Below are 21,988 nucleotides of genomic sequence, written 5' to 3'. Positions count from 1 at the left end.
AACCTCGCGCGCAGCGGAGGGAACCGGCGGCCACCGGCCTGCGCCCGCCCCACTCCTGAACCGCAGACCTGCGAGAAGGTTGTCGAACCATGACAGTCGCCATCGATCGCGCGACCGGCAAGCGCCACGGTGACCGCGCACCTCGGCCCGGGCCGGGGCAGCGCCTGAAGCACGGCTACCAGAGACACTGGTACGCCTACGCCATGATCACCCCCGTGGCCGTGGTGCTCGGCGTCCTCGTGCTCTATCCCCTGGTGTACGGCCTCTACCTCACCCTCACCGACGCCGACAGCCTCAATACGGCGCGCACGATCGGCGTCAACCACATCGAGGCCACCTACGAGTTCATCGGCCTGGACAACTACAAGGACGTCCTGTTCGGCCCGACGGCCTACGACCGCTTCTGGTCGCACTTCGTCTGGACGATCGTATGGACCGCGCTGTGCGTCGCGCTGCACTACTGCCTCGGTCTCGGCCTCGCCCTGCTGCTCGACCAGCGGCTGCGCGGCCGCACCGTCTACCGGCTGATCCTGGTCCTGCCATGGGCCGTGCCCACCTTCGTCACCGTCTTCGGCTGGCGCTTCATGCTCGCCGACGGGGGCGTCATCAACTCCGCCCTCGACACGCTGCACCTGCCGACGCCCCTGTGGCTGGAGGACACCTTCTGGCAGCGGTTCGCCGCCATCATGGTCAACACCTGGTGCGGGGTGCCCTTCATGATGGTCTCGCTCCTCGGCGGCCTGCAGTCCATCGACACCGCCCTCTACGAGGCCGCAGAGATGGACGGCGCGAACGCCTGGCAGCGGTTCCGCCACATCACCCTGCCGGGCCTCAGATCCGTCAGCTCCACCGTCGTACTCCTCGGCATCATCTGGACCTTCAACCAGTTCGCCGTCATCTTCCTGCTGTTCGGCACCACCGCACCCGACGCGCAGATCCTGGTGACCTGGGCCTACTACCTGGGCTTCGGACAGCAGCCACGTGACTTCGCGCAGTCGGCCACCTACGGCATGCTGCTGCTGGCCATCCTGATCGTCTTCACCTCGTTCTACCGCCGCTGGCTGAACCGCGATGAGCAGCAGCTCGCGATCTGAGGCAGGAGTTCCCATGAGTACGACCACCGCCGAGACCTCCGCCCCGGTGACCGAGGACCGCACGGCGCCCGCCGGCCGCAGGCACCGCGCCCGCGGCGAGCGCGGCCTCGCGGCGTCCCTCGCCTCGCACGGCATCCTGGTCGCCGGGAGCGTCGTGGCGCTCTTCCCGGTCGCCTGGCTGGTGTTCCTGTCCCTCGGCCCGGACAAGGACGACTATCTGCACCCGGGCGGCATCTGGCGGAAGATGACGTTCGACAACTACACGTTCGTCCTGCGGCACACGAACTTCTTCGACTGGCTGAAAAGCTCCCTGATCGTCTCGCTCGGCACCACCGTGCTGGGCGTGCTGGTCGCCGCCACCACCGGATACGCGGTCTCCCGCATGCGCTTTCCGGGCTACCGGAAGTTCATGTGGGTGCTCCTGGTCACCCAGATGTTCCCGGTGGCCGTCCTCATGGTGCCGATGTACCAGATCCTGGCCGACCTCCAGCTCATCGACAGCTACTTCGGCCTGATCCTCGTGTACTGCTCGACGGCGGTGCCGTACTGCGCCTGGCTGCTGAAGGGCTACTTCGACACCATCCCGTTCGAGATCGACGAGGCAGGACGCGTCGACGGGCTGACCCCCTTCGGCACGTTCGCGCGCCTCGTCCTGCCGCTCGCCAGGCCGGGACTCGCGGTCGCCGCCTTCTACAGCTTCATCACCGCGTTCGGCGAGGTCGCCTTCGCCACCACCTTCCTGCTGGACGACCAGAAGTACACGCTCGCCGTCGGCCTGCAGAGCTTCATCAGCGAGCACGATGCCCAGCGCAACCTCATGGCCGCCACCGCGGTGCTGATCGCGATACCCGTCTCCGCGTTCTTCTACCTCGTACAGAAGAACCTGGTGACCGGCCTCACCGCCGGCGGCACGAAGGGCTGACGCCCGCCGTGCCCAAGGGCTGATGCCTGCTGTGCGAAGGGCTGATGCCCGCCGTGCGAAGGGCTGATGCCCGCCGTGCCCAAGGGCTGATGCCTGCTGTGCGAAGGGCTGATGCCCGCCGTGCCCAAGGGCTGATGCCTGCTGTGCGAAGGGCTGACGCCCGCCGCGCCCAAGGGCTGATGCCTGCTGTGCGAAGGGCTGATGCCCGCCGCGCCCAAGGGCTGACGCCCGCCGTGCGAAGGGCTGATGCCCGCCGCGCCCAAGGGCTGACGCCCGCCCGACCCAAGGCAGATGCCCGCCGCACCAAGCCCCCCCATGACCGAACTCCTTTACGCACCAAGGACGCCATGAGCCAGCACTCCGCCGACCCGGCCCCGAACACCGCCCTCGCCACCGTCGCCGGCCACCGCGACTGGTGGCGGGACGCGGTGATCTACCAGGTCTATCCGCGCAGCTTCGCCGACAGCAACGGCGACGGCATGGGCGACCTGGAGGGCATCCGTTCCCGACTTCCCTATCTGCGCGCCCTCGGCGTGGACGCCGTGTGGCTCAGCCCCTTCTACGCCTCGCCGCAGGCCGACGCGGGTTACGACGTCGCCGACTACCGCACCGTTGACCCCATGTTCGGCAACCTGCTGGACGCCGACGCGCTGATCCGCGACGCCCACACGGAGGGCCTGAGGGTCATCGTCGACCTGGTGCCCAACCACTCATCCGACCAGCACGAGTGGTTCAAACGCGCGCTCGCCGAGGGCCCCGGCTCGCCGCTGCGGGACCGCTACCACTTCCGTCCCGGCAAGGGCGCCGACGGTGAACTCCCGCCCAACGACTGGGAGTCCATCTTCGGCGGCCCGGCCTGGACCCGGCTGCCGGACGGCGAGTGGTATCTGCACCTGTTCGCCCCCGAGCAGCCCGACTTCAACTGGGAACACCCGGCCGTCGGCGACGAGTTCCGCTCCATCCTGCGGTTCTGGCTGGACATGGGTGTGGATGGCTTCCGTATCGACGTGGCGCACGGCCTGGTGAAGGCGGAGGGCCTGCCCGACCTCGGCGCGCACGACCAGCTCAAGCTGCTGGGCAACGATGTCATGCCGTTCTTCGACCAGGACGGCGTGCACGCCGTCTACCGAGAGTGGCGCAAGGTCCTCGACGAGTACTCCCCGAACCTGCGGCCGGGGGCGCACCCAGAGAAGATCTTCGTCGCGGAGGCATGGACCCCGACCGTCGAGCGCACCGCGAACTACGTCCGCCCCGACGAGCTGCACCAGGCGTTCAACTTCCAGTATCTGAGCACCGACTGGAACGCCGCGGAACTGCGCCGGGTCATCGACCGCACCCTGGACGCCATGCGCCCGGTCGGCGCGCCCGCCACCTGGGTGCTGTCCAACCACGACGTCACCCGGCACGCCACCCGCTTCGCCAACCCGCCCGGCCTCGGCACCCAGATCCGCACCGCAGGCGACCGCGAGCTGGGGCTGCGCCGGGCCCGCGCCGCCACCCTGCTGATGCTGGCGCTGCCCGGCTCGGCGTATCTCTACCAGGGCGAGGAGCTGGGCCTGCCCGACGTGGTCGACCTGCCGGACGAGGTCCGCCAGGATCCGGCGTACTTCCGCGGCGCGGGACAGGACGGCTTCCGCGACGGCTGCCGGGTGCCGATCCCGTGGACCCGCGAGGGCTCCTCCTACGGCTTCGGGCCGGGCGGCAGCTGGCTGCCGCAGCCGTCGGTGTGGGGCGAGCTGAGCGTGCAGGCGCAGGAGGGCGTGCCCGGCTCGACGCTGGAGCTGTACCGCTCGGCGCTGGCCGTACGGCGTGCGCAGCCGGACCTCGGCGCGGGCGACGGTGTGCAGTGGCTGCGCGCCCCGGAGGGCGTACTGGCCTTCCGGCGCGGGGAGTTCGTATGCGTCACGAACACGACGCAGGAGTCGGTCACGACCCCGGCGTACGGCCGCGTGCTGCTCACCAGCGGTGAGGTGACCGAGACGGCCGGCGAGACAAAGCTCCCCTCCGACACGACGGTGTGGTGGACGACGACCTGACCACGCAGACGACAACCTGACCACGCAGGGGCCTGCCGCTCATCGGGGCGGCGGGCCCGCAAACCAGCCCTCCCCTCACCCCGGCCTTCTCCGAAGCACCCACCAGCACGCCGCCACCTTTTTCTTCCTGGTGGACATGCCCAAGGTCGGCCAGGTAGCTTTCACTGTGACAGTGATGCGGATGAGAGTTAAACGGGGGAGCGGTGACGCGCACCATCAGGGTGGACGACGAGGTCTTCGCTAAACTGCAGAGCCTGGCCGAGCCGTTCGTCGACACGCCGAACAGCACGCTGCGCAAGCTCCTCGGCCTGGACAGACCCGTCTCGGGCGGCGGTAGCAATGCCCTGGGCCCGCTGCTGGCGGAAGGAAGACTGCGCGTGGGCCAGCGTCTGGTGTGGCGGCGGCGCAACCTCAACCAAGTGCACTATGCGACGGTCATGGACGGCGGTGGCCTGTGCCTGGAGGACGGCAGCGTGCACACCTCCCCGTCGGCCGCCGCCACGGCTCTGGCCGGTAACCAGCAGAACGGCTGGAAGGCGTTCGCCACCGAGGACGGCACGCCGCTGGGGGACCTGCGGTGACCCGCGCCGCCGGGGGTGCGTCGGCTTACGATGTGAACGCCCCAGGAGGTGGATCATGGCCGGAGTGACCCAGCCAAAGGTGAGCCGTGTCGCTCCGCCCGAACTCGTCGCGTGGGCACAGAACGGACGGATCCGGGTGCCGCAGTTCCAGCGGTCGTATCGCTGGGACTCCGAGGACGCCGAGCGACTGTTCGACAGCATCTTCCGCGGGTATCCGATCGGCAACCTGCTGATGTGGCGCAAGCCCGCGCCCGCCGCCGAGATCTCCCTGGGAGAACTCCGCTTCAAGGCGCCCGAACGCTCCGACGCGCTGTGGGTCGTCGACGGACAGCAGCGCCTCACCACACTGATCGGTGCGCTGACCGCTTCCCAGGAGACCGTGGACCGCCGCTTCCGGATCTTCTACGACCTGCGGGACAAGAGGTTCCTGTCCGCGCCGCACTCGAAACAGCCGGCCGACCACTGGCTCCCCGTCTGGGTAGCGGGTGACAACCGGAGCCTTCTCGCATGGCAGCGCGAACGGAACTGGCTGACCGACGAGGACTTCGATCGCTGCGATGCCGTCGCCACGGCCATTCAGACCTACGAGATCCCCATGTACGAGATCGAAGGGGACGACGAGCAGGCACTTCGGGAGATCTTCGATCGGATGAACACGTTCGGGAAGACGCTGAAGCGCGCGGAGATCTTCCAGGCCCTGCACTCCGCCCCTCTCGATGTCCAGCCGTCCGACCTGGAGGCATTGCGGGCGCGTCTGCGTGCCCTGGAATTCGGTGACTTCACCTCCCAGATACTGATGCAGAGCGTCATGGCCCTGCGTGGCGGAAGGGTGGATCGCGACTTCCGGCAGGAGTTCAAGGACGACGAAGATCTGCACTCCGCGTTCGCTGCCACGGAGAAGGCCCTGCGCCTGGTGGTCGAGTTCCTCAGAACCGATACCCGTATCCCGCACATGCGTCTTCTGCCGTACGCGCTGTTCGTGCCCGTCCTCGCCCGCTTCACCCACCTTTTCGGCCGCCCCCATGGCCGGGCCGCCGAGTTGCTGCGCCGCTGGATCTGGCGCGGTTCCGCGATCGGCGCGGCCCCACAGGGCAACACCGTCGCGCTGCGGCGCAACGCGAGCGCGATTGAGGACGACCCTGTGGCCAGCGCCGGCAGACTGCTGGAAGTCCTGCCGCCGGGCGGTGAGCAGTGGCAACCTGATCTCGCGCAGACCGCACTGAACCGGGCGCAGGCGAAGATCAATTTCCTTGGCCTGCTCTCCGCGCACCCGGTTCTGCTGGTCGATGTCCGGGACGCCGAAGGAAACCTTCACCCCGCGGGAACGCGGATCGAGCGAACGCGGCTGCTCACCGAGCTTCTCGACACAGGTGTCTCGCCGCTGTTCCCGGTCGTGGCTGGCCTCGACAGAAGCATCGGTAACAGACTGGTTCATCCCAGCCTTCCTGTGTCGGAGGCGGGGCCGCTTCTCGTGAACACCACTTCGGAGGTGTGCCGCTCCCACTGTGTCGATGACACGGGCGTGGAACTCCTCGCCTCGGGGCACCTGGACGACTTCGTGCAACGCAGATCGGAGCTGGTCCGCAAAGTGATCGCTGACCATGTCCAGAGCATGGCCCTGTGGGGCTTCTCCGACGGCCCGGAACCGGAGAGCCTCTTCTCCGACGGCCTGTGGGGAGACTCCGGTGCAGCCTGACGTGACCGCATCGGTCTTCCTGGACGAACGCCGCGTAGGTGTCCTCGGTTATCACAAGGGCAACACCTGGTTCGACTACACCGATCTCAGCCCCGACCATCCAGTCCTGGGCCAGACCTTCGAACAGGACCCGCGCAAGCGGCGCTCGGGCAGCGGGAGCGTGCCCGAATGGTTCGCCAACCTGCTCCCAGAGGTTGGCAGCGGGCTGCGGCAGCTGGTGGCCACCGAAGTCGGCAAGCGTCGCCTCCACGACTTCGCCCTCCTGTGCCACCTCGGGGAGGATCTTCCCGGCGCCGTGCGAGTCGTACCCGATGTGTCACTTGATGGACTGCCCGATCACGAGGCGGAGGACGAGTGCGGCCACGACCACGGGTTGCGTTTCTCGCTGGCCGGTGTGCAGCCCAAGTTTTCCATGCGTCACGAGGGTAAAGCCCTGGTGCTTCCGGCCACGGGCAGCGGTGGGAACTGGATTGTGAAGCTACCCGACCAACGTTTTCCCGAAGTGCCGGCCAACGAGTTCGCCATGCTGGAGTGGGCACGCAGAGCCGGAATCGATGTGCCCGATGCTCAGCTGGTCAAGGGCAGCGATCTGCGCAATCTGCCAGAGGACGCGATCGAGCCGGGTTCTCACGCTCTTGCAGTGCGCCGGTTCGACCGCACCGAGGGCGGGCGGGTCCATCAGGAGGACTTCGCACAAGTACGCGAAGTGTCGGCCGACGCCAAGTACAACAAGGCCACGTACGAGGGGGTCGGCCGGGTGATCAGGGCCGTGTGCCCGCCCGAGGATGTCATCGAATACGTGAGGCGCCTGGTCGCCATCATCGTCATGGGGAACGCAGACGCGCACCTGAAGAACTGGACCCTCCGCTACCCGGATGGCAAGCGTGCACGACTCTCCCCTGCCTACGACCTGGTCTGCGTCACCGCTTACCCTAAGTCCAGGGCCGACCCCAATCTCGCGTTCCCCCTGGGCGGCACCGTCAAGTCGGAACTGATCACTTCCGAGAGTTTCCGAAAGCTCGCTACGGCGCTTCAGATGCCCGAGAGCCAGGTGATGGGCACCGTGCAGGGAACTGTCGACGCATTGGCTTCCTCATGGGCCGACATGAAGCGTGACTGCCCTGTCCCGAGCTTCGTCAGTGACACCGTCGGCGAGCGACTCAGGAACCTTCCACTCGTGCGCGGCTGACCCTTCTGTCGGGTCGGCAAGAGGACCGGTCCACGTTGAAGATCGTCTGCACCGTGTCGCCGGAGCCGTCGCCTGCGTTGCCGCAGCCGGCCGTGCAGCGCGGCTGACCGAGACCGTGCTGGACCTGCTGCGCACGCACATCACGGACGAGGGCGCCACCCTGCACGCCTCAGCCGAGGTCCGCGACCTCGACCCGTCCTACCGCAAGTTCGACCGTCAGGGCCCGAGTTCGCCGGGGGCGCCCTAGGAGGCCAGGGCCACGAGCCGGCCGATCAGTTCGGCGAACGGGCCGTCGGCCGGCTCGTCCTTGACCATGTCGCGCAGCAACCCGGCCATCTGCTCGTCGTAGGCGGCGCTCACCGCCGCCAGCGCGGCGAAGTCGTACACGAGTTGGGCCTCCAACTCGGCGCGCGGGACGCGCCGTCCGTCCAGCCAGATCAGGGCCGTCGACTCGGCGAGCGAGATCCAGGAGCGGATGACCAGTTCCAGTCGCGGGGGCGCGTCCACGATCCCCAGATGCGACAGGATCTGGTCGTACGCGGCCTGCCGTACGGAGACGACGAGCGCGTTCGTCGCGGAGGAACCGACCGCCGGGCCACCGCGCATCAACGCCGAGAAACCGTGGCCGTGTTCTTCGACGAAGTCGAAGAACCGGCGCATCACCCGCAGCAGTCGGCCCCCGAGCGGGCCCTCCTGCGGCTCCGCGAACCGGTCCGCGAGATCCTCCGCGGCCCGCTTCAACGCGGCCTCGTACAGGCTGAGTTTGCCCGGGAAGTAGTGGTAGACGAGCGGACGCGAGATACCGGCGGCCGACGCTATCTCATCGATGGAGACCTCATCGGGCGAGCGACGGCTGAACAGTTCGAGGGCCACGCCGATCAACTGCTGCCGCCGCTCCTCCACTCCCATCCTGCGGCGAACCCCGGTACTCATACGAACACCTTACCGATCGAATCAGGCCCACCCGCCCCCGCACCAGGGGCAGCGCCTCCAGGGGCGCGGGGAACTGCGCGACCGGCCACGACGCACCCGCACCCGCCAGCCTGCCGCAACGCACCTCTGCGTGCCGCAAACGGCAGGTTAGAAGGCGGGGTGGAGCCCGGAGGGGCGCGGGGAACTGCGCGCGCAACCACGACGCACCCGCACCGTCCCACCGCCGCAACGCGTCCCTGCGTGCCGCAACCGGCAGGCTAGAAGGCGAGGTGGCGCTTCGAAGGGGCGCGGGGAACTGCGCGATCGGCCACGACGTGCCCGCAGCGGGCAGACTGCCGCAACCGGCCGCAACCGGCCGCAGCGGTCGTCGGCTAACGCAGCGCAGCGACCCGGCTACCGTCCCCCAGGGTTCCGCTCAGCGTCGCCTGCGCCCCCCGCTCGGCCCGCGCAGCGAGCACGCGGCCCTGCGCGGACGCGGTGACCCCACCGCTCGTACGGATCGACGCCGTGTCCTCGCTGCCCGCAGCCAGCAGGTACCAGGACCCGGCCTCCGACTTCCACAGCACCCCGGCCAGCACATGCGGATCGCGCGGACCGCACGCGGCCACGTCGGTGGCCTTGGCGGCGACCGCCCCGTACCGGCCGCCCGGCGTGTGGAACTGGGCCAGCACCGCCGTGCCCTCGCCCCGCCAGGTCTCCGCCCGCGTGCACACCCAGTCCGCCGTCCCCGCCTTCTCGGGCAGCGCCTGGTCGGCGTACGCCCAGGCGTTCACGCTCCGCACGCCCCCCGCGCGTTGCGCGGCCAGCGAGCAGGCGAACGGCGCCCACGTGGCCAGCGTCTCCGCCCCGGCCGACTTGGTGGCACCGGGACGACCGGTGGTGAGGTGGGCCGGGACCAGTTCGCCGAGATCGGTGGACAGGTGCGTGCCGGACGCGTCGGTCAGTTGCAGCACGTTCCACGACGTACAGGCGTCGGGTTGCTGCACCGGACTGGCCAGCGGCGCCGTGACCCCGTCGGTCAGGTCGAGGTCCATCGCACCCCCGCTCGGCTTGCGCAGGTCCCGTTCGGCAGCCTTCGTCACCCAAGGCGCCGTCAGATAGCGGACGTTGCCGTCGGCGCGGCCCAGCACGAGCGCGCTCGCCTCGGGGCCGGCCGCCCCGTCCACGCGGGCCAGGTCGAGCGCCGCGCCCTCCGTGCCGTCCTTCGGTTCGGCGTACCGGGCGATGCGCAGACCGTCGTAGAGGATCACCACATGGGCGTTGTCCACCTCGCCGGCGTACAGCAGTTGGGGCGGGCCCGCCGGGCCGCCCGTCTGGGTGCCCGGGGTGGCCGAGACCCGGACGGACGCACCGGGGCGGGCCCAGACGGCGAGCGCGCGGCGCAGCAGCGCGGTGTCCTTGGCGAGGGCGCCGCGGGCCGGCCACACGGAGAAGTCGGTGCGCGCCGACGACTTCCAGGCCGTCGGGGCGACCCGGGCCAGCCTGCCCGGGTCCAGGGCGGCCTCCGCCGCCGGATTCTGCGCGTACTCGGGTGCCGCCGCGCCGTCCGGACCCCAGCCGCCACCCGGCAACGCGACGAGGGCGCCGCACACCGCGATCGCGGCCGCGGCGGCGATCGCGGCCTTGGTGTGCTGCCTGCGCCGCATCAGATCGGTGGGCCGGGCCTGGAGCGAGCAGGGGTCGAACTCGGGGGAGTCGAGCAGCGCGTGCTGTGCGGGGACGCCGTTCGCCTCCGCGAGCGCCGCGTCGGGGTCGGTCACCTTGGCGGCGGTCAGTACCCGGCGTACGTCGGCGTCCGGCAGTTTCTCCAGGCCGCGCAGGACGTAGGCGGCGCGGGCCGGTCCACTGAGCGTCGCCAGGCGCTGGTCCAGGGCGAGTTCGTCGGCGCCGCCAGACCGCGGGAACAGCCGCAGGCCCCACACCTGGGGGAGCAGCGGCGGCAGCTGGGACCGCTTGGGCCAGGCACGGCGCCTGAGCGGGAGCCCCGCCTCCAGGGCCGTACGCACCACCCTGAGGCGCACGAAGGCGTACCCGGGGTCGCCGTCACGCCCCGTCGACTGCGACGGGATCACCGAAGCCGACGTACGGCCCCGGGGCAGCGCCCGCTGGACCAGGGCGTGCGCGGTCAGGACGCGCCGGCTGCGGCCCATCGCAGGCGGCAGCACCAGATAGCCGAGCCGGACCAGCCGCGGATAGTGCTCGACGAGCGCGGCCTCGGCCTGCTCGACATCGACGACCGAGCCGTCGGCTGCGGTCGGGGTGGGGGTGTGACGCTGGGCTACATCCTGTGGCTGCACGTCCGGGAGAACGATCGGAACGACGGTTGGTCACCGGGGGGTGACTCGCTATCCGTCCGTTCATTGCGGCGTCGTCGCGGTCGGCCGTGCACCCCCTGCGGGGCCTTGGCAGGTTGAGTTTCGTCTCCGGCGCCGTCGTGGCTGGTCGCGCAGTTCCCCGCGCCCCTTTGGGCGCTGCCGAAGTGCGGGGGCTTGGGTTCCCTGGGGGCCGGCGCGCCGGTCTTCGGCTGCGGCGTCGTTGTGGCTGGCCGCGCAGTTCCCCGCGCCCCTTTGGGGCGCTGGCGCCAGGTTGGTTTGAGTGGGAGGCGGGTGGGGCTCGTATCGATGGTTGGGGCCCCGTGTCGGGGCTTCCTGCGGCATGCTGTCGCCGACCGGGACCGGAGGAACACATGAGGTTGACGCGACCGATGCTCGTCGTGACGGGTGTCGCGGCCGTACTGGCGCTGGCGGGCTGCGGATCCGGCGGCGACGCGAGGGCGGTGCCGGCCACGGCCACGGGCAGCCTGGAGAGCCTGGCCGCCGAGGTGAAGTGCGCGCCGGACATCCAGACCGACGCCGACGAGATCCGCCAGGCCATCTGCAAGAACCGGGACGGCAAGTTCGTCCTCGCCACCTTCGCCACCGACCGCGGCCAGCGCGAGTGGATCAACGACGCGAAGGACTACGGCGGTCACTACCTGGTGGGCCGCAAATGGGTGGCCGTCGGCGAGGACGGAGTGGTCAGGGCGCTGCGCGGCACGCTCGGCGGCGACCTGGAGGTCGGCACGGACCACAGCGCCCACAGCGGCTGACGCGCCGGTCCGGGCATGACGAAGGCCGGTGGCGGGAGGGACCCACCACCGGCCTTCGAACCGGAAGCCCGCCACCGGCCGTCAAACCGGAAACCCACCACCGGCCTTCGAACCGGAAGCCCGCCACCGGCCGTCAAACCGGAAACCCACCACCGGCCTTCGAACCGGGACCCGCCTCAGCGGATCACTGGCACCGCTGCCCGCGGTTGACGCAGTTCGCGATCTTGTTCGCCAGGCCACCGGTCGTGACGCTGATGAAGTCGTCGTGGTCGGTGGACGGTTTGTGCAGCTGCTCAGGGAAGCCGTCCACCGCGTAGGCGTTCTTCACCACGCCGTTCTGGATGCTCGGCTGCGGAACGCTGTACACCAGGCGCATCGTCAGCTGCGGGATCGCCTTGAACCCGTTCTGGCAGTTGCCGTTCGCGTCGGCGAAGGCCACGTGTGTGCGGTGGTTCGCGCTGTCGACGTTCTGGCCGTCCCAGCAGCTCTGGAAGGCGAAGCTGCGGACCACCTGGCTGCCCTGCGGGCAGATCGGGTACTGCTCGGTCAGCTGCACCTTGTTCTCGAAGCCGGTGCAGCTCCAGTGCGCGTTGGCGTTGGCCAGGCCGTTGGTGGTGGTCTTGGCGTCACCGGTGATGATGCGCAGGAACTGGGGCATCGCGACGACCTTGGAGGCCGGGCTGCCGACGTACTTGATCTCCGCCTGCTGGGGGACCAGGATGCGGCCGACGTTGCCCTCCTTGCCGCCGCCGTCGGCGTTCTGGTCGAAGTCCTGCGTGCCGTCCTGGACGCGGACCACCGGCCAGTAGTACGACGACAGGTCGTTCTTGTTCTGGCAGCTGGTGCCGCCCTGGAGGAACGTGTCGTTGGTGGAGAACGCGTTGACCTTCTGGTTGCCGACGTAGTCGTGCAGGTGGTGCGCGCCGTTGGTCACGCCGGGCGCCACGATCACGTTGTCGGTGTTGTGGTTCTTGTTGGCGTTCACACCGCAGCGGGTGGTGAACGTGCCGGTCGACGCGCTGCGGGTCTTGCGCGGCTTCGCCTTGACGTTCGGCTGCACCTTGGTGATGTCGACGAAGTCGGTGGCGACCGGGCCGTTGCCCGCCTGCCCGCCGATGCCGCCCTGCTGGCCGTCGCCGCCGTTCTGGCCGTCGCCCTGCTGGTCTCCGCCGTTCTGCTGACCGCCGCCCTGTTGACCGCCGTTCTGCTGCTGACCGCCGCCCTGCTGCTGGCCGTTGCCGCCGTTCTGGCCGCCGGCGTTGGTCTGGTTGGCGCTCTGCGTGGTGCAGGCGGACAGCTGGGCCAGCGAGGTGTCGAAGGAACCGCCGACCCGCTGGATGCCGATCCTGATCCGGTCGATCGTCGCGGCCCGCTTCTCCTTGAGGGGGCCGACGATGGCGTTCTGGACGAAGTTCGCGTCGTTCTGCTGCGCCTGGCGGGTGGAGGCGAGCCGGGCGTAGGCCTCGGTGATCTGCTTGTCGAGTTTCGCCAGCTCCGTCGCCACCCCGGAGCGGGCCGCGTTCGGCACATTCGTCAGCTTCTGGCCGACGTCCGGGCAGGAGATCGTCGCCACCTGCGCGGCGGCGGCCTTCGTCCGGTTCTGCGCCGAGTTGTTCGACTCGTGCGCCGAGGCATAGAAGTTCGCCCAGATCAGCCCGCCCCCACCGAGCGCTAGGGCCGCCGATGCGGCTATGGCCTTGGTGGCCAGCGGCGTACGGCGTTTTCGTGTGTTGCGTCCCATGGAACTCCTCTGACTTCCTTGCGGGGCAGCATCGAGGCGCCCGACAGGAGTGAAGCGGCGCCCTTTCATACGGACCCGGCCCCAGGGGTGTTCAGCCGTCCCACGAATTCCTCACAGGTTCGATGTTTCAGCAGCGCTCAACCGCCTCTTGAGCAGCGGGAGTTGCCGAACAAGTCAAAGGAGCGGCGAGGCGTCAGCGGTCCCGGTCGAGGTAGGCGAGCACCGCCAGAACGCGTCGATTGTCGTCGTCCGACACCTCAAGTCCCAGTTTGGCGAAGATATTGGAGGTGTGCTTGGCGATCGCCCGTTCCGTGACGACGAGTTGACCGGCGATCGCCGCGTTCGACCGGCCCTGCGCCATCAGTTCCAGCACCTCCAGCTCCCGGGGGGTCAGCCCGCCGAGCGGTCGGTCGGCGGCCCGCCGGGACAGCAGCTGCTGGATCACCTGCGGGTCCATCGCCGTACCGCCCGCCGCCACCCGCCGTACGGCGTCCACGAACTGCTCCGCGTCGAACACCCGGTCCTTCAGCAGATACCCGACCCCGCCGTTGCCGTCGGCGAGCAGTTCACGCGCGTACAACTGCTCCACGTGCTGCGACAGGACCAGCACCGGCAGCCCCGGCCGGTCCCGGCGGGCCGCGAGCGCGCACTGCAACCCCTCGTCGGTGTGCGTCGGCGGCAGGCGTACGTCGACCACCGCGACGTCCGGCCGCAGTTCGGCCAGCGCACGGGCCAGCTCGGGGCCCGACTCGACGGCCGCGGCGATCTCGAAGTCATGGGCCGCCAGCAGCCGGACCAGTCCGTCGCGCAGCAGGAACAGGTCTTCGGCTAGGACAACGCGCACGGAATCTCCATGGTCACCATGGTGGGACCGCCCGCGGGACTGCTGACGGCCAGGATGCCGTCGAATGTACCCAGTCGCCGCTCGATCCCGGGCAGCCCGGAGCCGCCCGTGAGCACGGCGCCGCCCCGGCCGTTGTCGGTGACCGCGATCCGCAGCAGGCCGCCCTCCTGCGGCACATGGTGCAGGTCGACCCAGATCCGGTCGGCGCCGGAGTGCTTGACCGCGTTGGTCAGCAGCTCGCTGATCGCGAAGTAGGCGGCCGACTCCACCGGAGCGGCCGGCCGCCCGGCCAGCTCCACGGTCACCTCGGTGGCCACGGGCAGCCGCAGCGCCAACGCCCGTACGGCGTCGCCGAGTCCGCGTTCGGCCAGCACCGGCGGATGGATGCCGCGCACCAGGTCGCGCAGTTCGCCGAGCGCCTCGGCGGAGTTGCGGCGGGCCTGCGCGAGCAGTTCCCGCGCCTGCGCCGGGTCCTTGTCCAGCAGCGCCTCGACGGTGCCCAGGTCCATGCCCATCGCGACGAGCCGGGCCTGCGCGCCGTCGTGCAGATCACGCTCGATGCGGCGCAGTTCGGCCGCGGAGGTGTCCACCGCGTCCCGCCGGGTCTCGGTCAACACCCGTACTCGTTCGGTGAGTTCGCCCTGACCCGTGGCGAGCACCGAACGGGTGAGCAGAAAGTGGAAGCGCAGCAGCGGCGGGGCGAGGACATACGCGGCGGCCAGCAGCGCCGCGCCGAGCAGCCCGGCCAGCAGCGCGCTGCCCTGCCCCGAGACCGGCACAAAGCCGTACCACCAGCCGACCCGGCTGCCGTCCGTGAAGACCCGCCACAACCCGGCCGCCAGCGCGAAGCCCTCCACCGGGTAGATCAGCAGGGCGGCGGGCAGCAGCGCGGTGACGAACCCCGCCGTCATGTCCACCAGGAGCCAGCCGAGGTCCCGCCAGGTCGCCGGGTCGCCGAGCATGCCGAAGGTACGCGCCCACGGGTTGGCCCCCTCGGCGAGCGGCCGGTAGGCGGGCGGGATCCGCACCCCGCACCACTGCGCGGCCACCAGCCGCCGCCAGTTCGCGAAGGCCCGCACGCCGGCCAGCACCGAGGGCGTCGTGACGATCCCGAGGCCCAGCGGGACGAGCGCGATCGACACGACGGACAGCACGAACAGGGTGATCGAACCGGCGAGCGCGACGACCGCGAGGGCGAGCCCCCGCGCTCCGGCGGTCACGACGGCGCGCGTCCGGCCGCCGCCGGTCCTGGCATCCCTGCTCCATGTGTCCATGCCGTCAGTCTCGCCGAACCGGGGGCGGCGGTCACGGGGCGAAGCCCCCGGTCGGCAGGTGGTGCCAGCTACACCCCCCGCCGGCAGACGGGGGACGCCGACGCGGACGGTGCGGTCAACGCCCGGTCGGAGGCGTGTACTTGTAGCCGACCCGGCGCACCGTCTGGATCGTCCGGCGGTGCTCGGCGCCCAGCTTGCGGCGCAGCCGGGCGATATGGACGTCGACGGTGCGTCCGTCGCCCACGTGGCCGTAGCCCCAGACCGTGGTGACCAGCTGGTCGCGGGTGTGTACCCGGTGCGGGTGCGCCACGAGGTGGGCCAGCAGCTCGAACTCCAGATAGGTGAGATCGAGGTCGCGGCCGGCCACCTGGGCGGCGCGCCGTACGGTGTCGATACGGACCAGCGGATCGCCGTCGTCGGTGTCCCCGGCCGGCCCGGTCTCCGGCCGGTCCGGCACCGCGACTGGCGGGAACGGCGAGAACGGCGGCTGCCGGTCGGCCGGGACCAGCACCAGATAGCCGACCATCGGCGGCTGTCCTGGCAGGCTGGGCAGGGTGTGCTGCGGAGCCGGCAGCCAGGTGGCGCCCGGCGGCAGCAGATCCGCGACGTTGTTCGGGCTCTGGACCGGGGCGGGGTGCGGGAGGGCCCATTCCTCGTCCCGGTCGACGGCGCGCAGCCGGTGCCGGGCGCCGGATGCCGGGGGCGGGGTGGGATGAGCGGCGGTGATGAGAGGACGAGTGGTCGCCATGAGAGGTCAGCTCTTTCGCGCGAGAAGTTCGTCGGGCGGATCGACGGCCGCGATTCGTGGTCGGGCACGCCGGGACGTTCGTCGTTTCGCGCTGGCCGAAGGCCGGGGTGTGCGGCTTTAGAGGGCCCGCGCGTTCCACGCGCGGCAACACACCCGGTCGAAGTCGTGGTGCTGACGGGAAGGCCAGAAGGGCTCAAGGTCATGGCGACCCGTCGCGGTGTACTTCTGGATGCTGGCCATGCGCCCATTGAAGCAGACACAGGCCCGTAACAGGACCCTCCTCTCACTGCTCGGACGCTTCCTTGGTGGGAAGTTGACGGTGCCCGACCCCCCTTGTCGGGTGTTCACACCAGGTCAGGCGCCTGATCTCGGCCGTCCTGTCCGCTCCGCCGTCCCACATGCCGGACAGCCGCCCGGCTCCCCGCGCCCGCACGAGACCGCGACGACTATGCGAAAGGGGGCACCCACCGTCGCGGTGGGTGCCCCCTTGGAAGCGGTGGCGGGGCTCAGAGCCGGCCGGCCTTCTCCAGCGCGGAGCAGCAGGTGTCGACCAGGAGGCGGGTCACCACGTACGGGTCGACGTTGGCGTTCGGACGGCGGTCCTCGATATAGCCCTTGCCGTCCTTCTCGACCTGCCACGGGATACGCACCGAGGCACCGCGGTCGGAGACGCCGTACGAGTATGTGTCCCAGGGGGCCGTCTCGTGCAGCCCGGTCAGCCGGTCGTCGATGCCGGCACCGTAGTGCTTGACGTGGTCGAGCGGCTTGGAGCCCTCGCCGAGCGCCTCGCAGGCGGTGATGATCGCGTCATAGCCCTTGGGGCCTTCACGCATCGCCTTGGTGGAGAAGTTGGTGTGCGCGCCGGCGCCGTTCCAGTCGCCCTTGACCGGCTTCGGGTCGAGGGTGGCGGAGATGCCGAAGTCCTCGGCGGTGCGGTAGAGCAGCCAGCGGGCCACCCACAGCTGGTCGGAGACCTCCAGCGGGGACAGCGGGCCGACCTGGAACTCCCACTGGCCGGGCATGACCTCGGCGTTGATGCCGGACAGGCCCAGGCCGGCCTTCAGACAGTTGTCCAGGTGGGCCTCGACGATCTCGCGGCCGAAGATCTCGTCGGCGCCGACACCGCAGTAGTAGCCGCCCTGCGGCGCCGGAAAGCCCCCCTCGGGGAAGCCGAGCGGACGGGCGCCGTCGAAGAAGGTGTACTCCTGCTCGATGCCGAAGACCGGCTCCTGCGCGGCGAACCTCTCCGCGACCTCGGCCAGCGCGGCGCGCGTGTTGGAGGCGTGCGGGGTGAAGTCGATGTCCAGGACCTCGCACAGTACGAGGATGTCGGCGCCGCCGCGGATCGGGTCCGGGCAGCTGAAGACCGGCTTGAGCACACGGTCCGAGGCGTGGCCCTCGGCCTGGTTGGTGGAGGACCCGTCGAAGCCCCAGGCCGGCAGCTCGGCGCCCTTCGCGTCGTCGCCGAGAATCTTCGTCTTGGAACGCAGCTTGGCCGTCGGCTCGGTGCCGTCGATCCAGATGTACTCAGCCTTGAAGCTCACGGGCCACTTCCTTCGAGGTGGGTCTGGGCGCACTTGCGGCCGTCGCGGCCTGGACGGGTGCCGCGCCCGGTGCTGCGGCGCTCGGCACTGGGCGCCGCGGGTACTGCCCGGCAGCCTGTCAACAGGCGATTTCCCGACCATTGCCCCCATGTGAACGCCGTGTTACCCGCCGGCTCCGCGTAACAACTCACGGTGTGAGCGGGCGCGTTCGGGGGCGGAGCCGCGGTGCGGCGCCGGTATGAGCCGGGTCTGCCGCTCCCGGAGGGGAGCGGCAGACCCGGGACACACACCTCAGCGATCCGGTACGGGCCCGACGCTCACCCCACCTTCTCGATCAGCGCGCGACGGATCAGGAACTTGCCCGGCTCCCGGACCTGTTCGAAGGCCGCGTCGTTCAGCAGGACACAACTGCCGGACACGGACGTCACCTGCACGGTCGTGGACTTGTCGTTGTCCAGGTTGGTGACCTTCAGCGTGGTGCCCGCCGGGAACTGGTTGCTGGACGCCGCCGGTGCGCCGCCCTCACCGGAGAGCGTGACGGTGGAGCCGTTGCACACCTGCTGTCCGGAGGCCGCGTCTCCCGTGCCCCCTGTGGCCGCGTCTCCCGCGCCGGCGGTGGACGTGGGCTGCCCGCCCTGCCCGCCGCCCTGCTCGCCGTTCTGCTGTCCGCTCTGGGCCGGCGGTGTCGACTGGGAGCCCTGAGCCGACTCCCCGACGACGCAACCGGACGCCTTCTGCTGGACCTTGATCTGCTCGATGACCGCCTCCCGGTTGGCGATCCGCGCCGCCGACTGGGCGTCCGGAGCGGCCCGTTGACCGTCGATGAACCGCTCGTTGTTGCCGAGCGCGGTGGCCAGCCCCTGGCAGACCGTCGAGTCCGCGGCGGACAGGGTCCGCGGGCTCTGCGCGGCGTTCGACGTGGCGGCCATGGCGAAGGCACCGCCGCCGGCCACCGCGGCGGCGCCCACGAGCAGCGCGATCTTCTTCTTGGTGCTGAGCGTTCTCCTGCGCGACATGCGCGCCTCCTGAACAGCTAGGGGAGCGTACGCCGCTAGGTACGAGATACCGAACGACGTTACTCAGCGGTCATGGAAGTCGCCCAAGTGACCTGCGCCACAGGGCGTGGGGTTGTGACCGGGGTCCCCGCACGCCCTCTGTTCGATTTCCCCACCGCCTCTGCCGCCCCTCGCCGCCCATCCATGACATACCATCAATTTTGCTTCTCACCTGGGCCTTTGGCGGGTCCTTAGGACTCCTCGATTGTCAGTGCCGGGCAGTAGACTGGAGTCAGTGTTCGAGAACGCGACAGGAGGATGCCCGTGCCCGCTGCCGCACTGAAGCCGAAGCCGTTGCCGACCCAGTCCACCGTGAAGCGCCCCGTCCAACTCGACCTGCCCTACGTCCCCGTGATGAAGCGTCCGCTGCCGCCCGGACGCCCGCGCGAGTGGTACATCACACACAACCGCCGCCTCAAGGCGATGCGGCTCGCCATAGCCCTGCTCGACTCGGGTGTCTACGTCCCCGACCAGGCCCGCAACGAGACGATCCGCAGCACGGCCGAGCGGATCGGCATCCACCCGCCGTCGGACACCACGTGCCACATGGTGCGGGCGTTCATGCGCTACAACCGCTGACACCCGGCACCGCACCCGGGCACTGCGGGCACCCCGGAAGCGGGGTGCCCGCAGCTCCCGTCAGGCCGTGTGCCGCATGCCGTGCGTCCGCACCGCCGTCCGGTCCCCGAACAGCGCACGCTCGGTCCCCGGCACCGTACGCGCCGGGTCGGTCAGCCGCGTGCCCGCCGCCAGGTACACCGCAATGCGTCCCCCGGCAGCACCGGGGCACCGGGTCACAGCCCTGGGGCGCCCCACACCGGGAACCAGCGGCTCAGGTCCTGCTCTATCCGGAGATCGTTCCCGAGGGCCGCCTTCACCTGAAGCTCCAGCGCGTTGTCACGCCGCTGGGCGGTGCCGGGCAGCGGCGCGAAGGGATAGAAGGTGCCCCGCTTGTAGAGGTAGACGAGGGCCAGCCGCCGGCCGCCGCCCGCCGCGTACCCGCTGCCGGCGTGCTCGGTGCTTTCGGCGGTCCCGGTGTGCTCGAACCCGACCAGCGAACACAGCAGCTGCGGGCCGAAGCCGTTGGCCTCCATCGAGCTGTTCACCGCGTGCAGATCGTTCACCAGGTCCGGCAGCCGGTCCGGGGGGCGCTGCGAGACCAGCCAGGAGTAGCCGTAGTCGTCCTGCCGCAGCTCCACCGGCGGGGCGCCCACGGCTTCCGCGCCCCCCTCGCCCGAGCCCGGTCGCCGACGGTCGGCGTCCGCGTCCAGCAGGGCCCGCACCTCGCGCCGCGTCTGCTCGAAGGCCGCGCCCTCCACCGACGCGAAGCACACCGCGCCGCACCCGGTCGGCGTGAAAGCGGCCGCGGCCTCCAGCGTCACCGCCGCCGAGGGCACCGCGAACAACTGGTCCAGATCGGGTGCGACGGGTTTCGTACGGCCGAGCAGGATGTCCAGGAGCCCCATGCTCAGCCCGCCTTCCCCGGCATCGCCGCCTCACCCAGCTCGGCGGAGATCCGGCCCAGCTGCTCCAGCCGCTGTTCCAGGCTGGGGTGGGTGGAGAAGAACCGGGACAGGCCGGGCTCGGCGCCCAGTGCCGGGGTGAAGTAGAAGGCGTTGAAGGCCTGTGCCGTACGCAGGTCCTTCGTCGGGATCCGGGCGATGTCCCCCGAGACCTTGGTCAGCGCGGACGCCAGGGCCGAGGGCCGCCCGGTCAGGTGGGCCGCGGCCCGGTCCGCGGCCAGCTCGCGATACCGGGACAGCGCCCGGATCAACAGGAAGCTGATCGCGTACACGGCCGCTGAGACGCCCATGATCGTGGCGAAGACGGCGAGGGTGTTCTGGTCCCTGCGGCCGCGGAAGAGCTGCGAGTAGAAGGCGAACCGCACCATGAGACCGGCGAGGACACCGAGGAACGAGGCGACCGTGATCACGGCGACGTCCTTGTGCGCCACATGCGACAGCTCGTGCGCCAGCACACCCTCAAGCTCCGCGGGCTCCAGCCGGCGCAGCAGGCCGGTGGTCACGCAGATCACCGCGTGGTCGGGGTTGCGGCCGGTCGCGAACGCGTTCGGCATGTCGATGTCCGACACGGCGACCACCGGCTTCGGCATGTCCGCCTGGGCGCACAGCCGGTCGATGACCCCGTGCAGGTCGGGATACTCCTCGCGTTCCACGACCCGGCCGTGCATGGCGTACAGCGCGACACGGTCGGAGAACCAGTACTGCGCGACGAGCAGCGCCGCCGCGAGCACCACGACCAGCACCCAGGACTTCAACAACGCGATCAACACGGCCACGAAGGCCACGTACAGCAGCCCGAGCAGGAACAGCGTGACCATCATGCGCACGGTCAGCCGTCGGTCGCTCCGGAAGCGGCTCTGCATCTGCATCACCCCGCAGTCAGGCACTCGTCCCGCTGTCCAGTGTGCACCTGGCGACGCCCATGGCGAGGTCGGCGGCCGCTCCGGGACGGGCAAAGATTCGCCCCGGCCCGGCGGGTTTCCGCACGTCGGCGCCGACCGGCCGCTCCTGCGTACCCCGGCCGCCCCTAGGGCTGCCCTAGGGCGTGCGCATCTGGGCCCAGCCCAGCAGCAGGATCACCGCGGCGACGCAGCCGAGCACGATCACGGTCGACACCCATGACGACCGGCGCGGCACGACCGGCTCCGGGGCGGCGCGGAACGGGGCCGGGTCCGGCGGGTTCTCCTTCCACCGGGCGGCGAGCATCCGCGCCCGCGCGGACGGCTCCTTGTGCTCGGCGGCATCCGCCCACCTCAGATCGAACTCGCGCTCGCCGTCGTCCTGTACCGACATCCCCGTGTCTCCCCGTCACCCCTGTCGAACAGCCGTACACCATACAGTACGACCCCACCCCACCCCACCTCACCCCCACGACCTCACGCGCGTGGGCCTGCCGTACCGCCTCGACCAGCTCGCCGCTCGCGGGCGGCTCGCCGGGGCGGGCGAGCACGGTGGTGGCCCCGGCCTCGGCGTACAGCCCGGCCAGTCCCTCGCCGGGCACGACCGCGACGACGGCCCGCTGCGCCCGCTCCCGGGACGGCAGCGCGCCACCGCGGGTGTGCACGTCGCCATGGCCAAGTGGCTGATCCGGATCCGGTACGGCCGCCCGGCCTCGACGCCCGCCTCCACCGCGGCACCCCCCACAAACGGCCCCGCCCCCGCCCTGCCCTCGGGAAGCCGGTCGTACGACGTCGAGGTCCGTCACCCCCCGTGTCGCAGG

The 21,988-nt window shown here is 70.4% G+C and carries 21 protein-coding genes and 1 pseudogene; 9 read left to right on the top strand and 13 right to left on the bottom strand.

What is annotated here, in order from left to right; genetic code table 11:
• Nucleotides 1–89: 89 nt before the first annotated feature.
• The 7 genes from ABT245_RS04665 (at nucleotide 90) to ABT245_RS04635 (ending at nucleotide 7,765) form a co-directional block, all read left to right on the top strand.
• Entirely contained in the window at nucleotides 90–1,094 is a 1,005-nt protein-coding gene (locus ABT245_RS04665; RefSeq protein WP_351728522.1) for a carbohydrate ABC transporter permease, read from the top strand.
• Between the two features lie 13 nt (nucleotides 1,095–1,107).
• Nucleotides 1,108–2,016 (top strand): sugar ABC transporter permease, encoded by a 909-nt coding sequence (locus ABT245_RS04660; protein ID WP_351728519.1) that lies wholly within the window; start codon nucleotides 1,108–1,110, stop codon nucleotides 2,014–2,016.
• Between the two features lie 347 nt (nucleotides 2,017–2,363).
• Nucleotides 2,364–4,052 carry a glycoside hydrolase family 13 protein gene (locus ABT245_RS04655; RefSeq protein WP_351728517.1) on the top strand — a complete coding sequence of 563 codons (1,689 nt, stop codon included), beginning with the start codon at nucleotides 2,364–2,366 and terminating at the stop codon, nucleotides 4,050–4,052.
• 203 nt (nucleotides 4,053–4,255) lie between these two features.
• On the top strand, nucleotides 4,256–4,633 hold the full coding sequence (locus ABT245_RS04650) for a DUF4357 domain-containing protein (RefSeq protein ID WP_351728515.1): 378 nt from the start codon (nucleotides 4,256–4,258) through the stop codon (nucleotides 4,631–4,633).
• Between the two features lie 55 nt (nucleotides 4,634–4,688).
• Entirely contained in the window at nucleotides 4,689–6,329 is a 1,641-nt protein-coding gene (locus ABT245_RS04645; protein ID WP_351728513.1) for a DUF262 domain-containing protein, read from the top strand.
• A complete protein-coding gene (locus ABT245_RS04640; RefSeq protein WP_351728511.1) occupies nucleotides 6,319–7,518 on the top strand; it encodes a type II toxin-antitoxin system HipA family toxin in 1,200 nt (399 codons plus the stop codon). Before ABT245_RS04645 ends, ABT245_RS04640 begins: the two co-directional genes overlap by 11 nt.
• A gap of 115 nt (nucleotides 7,519–7,633) precedes the next feature.
• On the top strand, nucleotides 7,634–7,765 hold the full coding sequence (locus tag ABT245_RS04635; RefSeq protein ID WP_351729018.1) for a hypothetical protein: 132 nt from the start codon (nucleotides 7,634–7,636) through the stop codon (nucleotides 7,763–7,765).
• On the opposite strand, the gene ABT245_RS04630 is transcribed toward ABT245_RS04635, so the two are convergent.
• The gene (locus ABT245_RS04630) at nucleotides 7,762–8,451 is read right to left on the bottom strand and encodes a TetR/AcrR family transcriptional regulator (RefSeq protein ID WP_351728508.1); all 690 of its coding nucleotides are present in this window, start codon (nucleotides 8,449–8,451) and stop codon (nucleotides 7,762–7,764) included. The genes ABT245_RS04635 and ABT245_RS04630 overlap by 4 nt on opposite strands.
• 371 nt (nucleotides 8,452–8,822) lie before the next feature.
• The gene (locus ABT245_RS04625) at nucleotides 8,823–10,748 is read right to left on the bottom strand and encodes a hypothetical protein (RefSeq protein WP_351728505.1); all 1,926 of its coding nucleotides are present in this window, start codon (nucleotides 10,746–10,748) and stop codon (nucleotides 8,823–8,825) included.
• Between the two features lie 389 nt (nucleotides 10,749–11,137).
• On the opposite strand from ABT245_RS04625, the gene ABT245_RS04620 reads away from it, so the two are divergent.
• Nucleotides 11,138–11,539, top strand: a complete 402-nt coding sequence (locus ABT245_RS04620; protein ID WP_351728503.1) for a hypothetical protein — start codon at nucleotides 11,138–11,140, stop codon at nucleotides 11,537–11,539.
• 184 nt (nucleotides 11,540–11,723) lie between these two features.
• Here the strand turns inward: ABT245_RS04620 and ABT245_RS04615 are convergent, their stop codons facing one another.
• From ABT245_RS04615 to ABT245_RS04585, 7 genes are all read right to left on the bottom strand, one after another.
• The gene (locus ABT245_RS04615; RefSeq protein ID WP_351728501.1) at nucleotides 11,724–13,280 is read right to left on the bottom strand and encodes a DUF1996 domain-containing protein; all 1,557 of its coding nucleotides are present in this window, start codon (nucleotides 13,278–13,280) and stop codon (nucleotides 11,724–11,726) included.
• A gap of 193 nt (nucleotides 13,281–13,473) precedes the next feature.
• Nucleotides 13,474–14,124, bottom strand: coding sequence for a response regulator transcription factor (locus tag ABT245_RS04610; protein WP_351728498.1), 651 nt, complete (start codon nucleotides 14,122–14,124; stop codon nucleotides 13,474–13,476).
• Entirely contained in the window at nucleotides 14,109–15,398 is a 1,290-nt protein-coding gene (locus ABT245_RS04605) for a sensor histidine kinase (protein WP_351728495.1), read from the bottom strand. The genes ABT245_RS04610 and ABT245_RS04605 overlap by 16 nt, the downstream gene beginning before the upstream one ends.
• Nucleotides 15,399–15,513: 115 nt before the next feature.
• The gene (locus ABT245_RS04600) at nucleotides 15,514–16,146 is read right to left on the bottom strand and encodes a winged helix-turn-helix domain-containing protein (RefSeq protein ID WP_351728493.1); all 633 of its coding nucleotides are present in this window, start codon (nucleotides 16,144–16,146) and stop codon (nucleotides 15,514–15,516) included.
• Nucleotides 16,147–16,263: 117 nt separating this feature from the next.
• On the bottom strand, nucleotides 16,264–16,386 hold the full coding sequence (locus ABT245_RS04595; protein WP_351728490.1) for a hypothetical protein: 123 nt from the start codon (nucleotides 16,384–16,386) through the stop codon (nucleotides 16,264–16,266).
• Between the two features lie 266 nt (nucleotides 16,387–16,652).
• The gene (gene glnII, locus ABT245_RS04590; protein ID WP_351728487.1) at nucleotides 16,653–17,690 is read right to left on the bottom strand and encodes a glutamine synthetase; all 1,038 of its coding nucleotides are present in this window, start codon (nucleotides 17,688–17,690) and stop codon (nucleotides 16,653–16,655) included.
• A 317-nt stretch (nucleotides 17,691–18,007) separates the two neighbouring features.
• Complete coding sequence (locus ABT245_RS04585; RefSeq protein WP_351728485.1) at nucleotides 18,008–18,706, bottom strand: SCO2207 family protein; 699 nt, start codon at nucleotides 18,704–18,706, stop codon at nucleotides 18,008–18,010.
• 303 nt (nucleotides 18,707–19,009) lie between these two features.
• On the opposite strand from ABT245_RS04585, the gene ABT245_RS04580 reads away from it, so the two are divergent.
• Nucleotides 19,010–19,324 carry a hypothetical protein gene (locus ABT245_RS04580; protein WP_351728482.1) on the top strand — a complete coding sequence of 105 codons (315 nt, stop codon included), beginning with the start codon at nucleotides 19,010–19,012 and terminating at the stop codon, nucleotides 19,322–19,324.
• 215 nt (nucleotides 19,325–19,539) lie between these two features.
• On the opposite strand, the gene pspAB is transcribed toward ABT245_RS04580, so the two are convergent.
• The 4 genes and pseudogenes from pspAB to ABT245_RS04560 form a co-directional block, all read right to left on the bottom strand.
• Nucleotides 19,540–20,211, bottom strand: coding sequence for a PspA-associated protein PspAB (gene pspAB / locus ABT245_RS04575; RefSeq protein ID WP_351728480.1), 672 nt, complete (start codon nucleotides 20,209–20,211; stop codon nucleotides 19,540–19,542).
• Between the two features lie 2 nt (nucleotides 20,212–20,213).
• Nucleotides 20,214–21,131, bottom strand: coding sequence for a zinc metalloprotease HtpX (htpX, locus tag ABT245_RS04570; protein WP_351728477.1), 918 nt, complete (start codon nucleotides 21,129–21,131; stop codon nucleotides 20,214–20,216).
• A gap of 175 nt (nucleotides 21,132–21,306) precedes the next feature.
• Nucleotides 21,307–21,561 carry an SCO2583/SCO2584 N-terminal domain-containing protein gene (locus ABT245_RS04565; protein ID WP_351728475.1) on the bottom strand — a complete coding sequence of 85 codons (255 nt, stop codon included), beginning with the start codon at nucleotides 21,559–21,561 and terminating at the stop codon, nucleotides 21,307–21,309.
• Nucleotides 21,562–21,637: 76 nt separating this feature from the next.
• Nucleotides 21,638–21,906 (bottom strand): annotated as a pseudogene (locus ABT245_RS04560) (DAK2 domain-containing protein); the annotation flags it as partial.
• Between the last annotated feature and the right edge of the window lie 82 nt (nucleotides 21,907–21,988).

The organism is Streptomyces sp. NPDC001508, assembly GCF_040298665.1.
Taxonomy (GTDB): domain Bacteria; phylum Actinomycetota; class Actinomycetes; order Streptomycetales; family Streptomycetaceae; genus Streptomyces.
This window is presented reverse-complemented; position numbering and strand designations above follow the sequence as displayed.